The organism is Ensifer sp. GW101-20A05, assembly GCF_059424735.1.
On record NZ_JBWKZT010000048.1, the window covers coordinates 1 to 1,319 of the forward strand.

A 1,319-nucleotide genomic window follows, 5' to 3' on the forward strand; every position below is an offset into this window, starting at 1 on the left:
TGGAGTTGCCCCCAAAAGACCGGACGTGCTCAGGTTTGAGATTGCGAGCTGATGAACTCGCGGGGTGATTGATATCCTAATGCCTTATGCGGGTGAAGATCGTTGTAATGATCGAACCAGAAGGGCAGTTGTGCGATGACGGTTTCGGCATCCGGAGTTGGGTTTACCGAGACGTAATCGCGCTTGAATGTTTTGACAAAGGCCTCCGCCATCCCGTTCGACTGCGGGCTGCGCACCGGCGTCGAGCGCGGCTCCATGCCGATGTCGCGGAGCAAGGATTTGGTGTCCTTGGCGATGAAGCAGGAGCCGTTGTCTGTGAGCCATTCGATAGGCTGCGGCAACATGTTGATGCGGCCAAAGCGGTTCTCGACAGCCGTGATCACGAGGTCCTGCACATCCTGGCTCTTGATGCCTTCCGTGGTGGCGATATGGGCGATTGCCTCCCGGTCGCAGCAATCGAGAGCGAAGGCAACACGGACCTTCTCCTTGTTGTCACAGCCGATCTCGAAGCCATCGGAGCACCATCTGGTGTTCGAGCGGGCGACGGCGACCTGGCCGTCGTGAAGACGATCATCGACGGCTCCGGTATGTCGCACGAGCAGCAGATGGTGCAGCTTCATGACCCGGTAGACGCGCTTTGCATTGGGCCATGACTTGCCCTGTTTTCGGGCATTCCTGCGCAGGATGGCATGGACCCGGCGATAGCCGTAGGTGGGCATGTCGGCGATGACGGCCTTGATATCTTCCACCAGCTCCCGATCCGGGAGTGGCGGGCGTCCTCTGGCTCTGGAAGGGGAACCTGTGGCACGGGCAGCGATATTCGACCGGGCGACACCCAAAGTCTCGCAGACGGTCTTCATTTCAAAAAGTCCTTCGGAAGAGAGAGCGAACGCAACATCTGTTTTTTTGGGCCGGTGGCGATTTCGAGGGCTTCCTTGAGGATTTCGCCTTCCATTGTCTTCTTGCCCAACAGGCGCTGCAACTCCTTCACCTGGGCCTGAAGCGCCCGGTATTCGGAAGCCGGAACGACCTCCTCCTCGGCGGCCGTCGCCGTCAGCGCCCCTTGAGACGCCAGCTTGCGCCATGCGAACAACTGGTTCGGCTGAATGCCGTGCCGCCGGGCAACGATGCTCACCGTCGCGCCCGCCTCGTAGGTCTCTTGAATGATGGCCAGCTTCTCCGCCGTGCTCCAGCGCCGTCGCCGTTCCGGACCCGAAAGGACTTCCATCTTAAAGTTGCTACTAGTCATATTACCAACACTACTCCTACCCACTTAGCTAAGTGGGGAAGCATGTCCGGACCTTTCGGGGGCTAATTCA

At 59.1% G+C, this 1,319-nt stretch carries 1 protein-coding gene; it reads right to left on the bottom strand.

Annotation, left to right across the window (positions count from 1 at the left end; all coding sequences use genetic code 11):
* Nucleotides 1-29: 29 nt before the first annotated feature.
* Nucleotides 30-1,249, bottom strand: a protein-coding gene (locus AC070A_RS34580; RefSeq protein ID WP_113133602.1) for an IS3 family transposase whose coding sequence is annotated in 2 segments (ribosomal slippage) — nucleotides 30-916 and nucleotides 916-1,249 — 1,221 coding nt in all. Because the reading frame shifts where the segments join, the coding sequence is not laid out codon by codon here.
* Nucleotides 1,250-1,319: the final 70 nt, after the last annotated feature.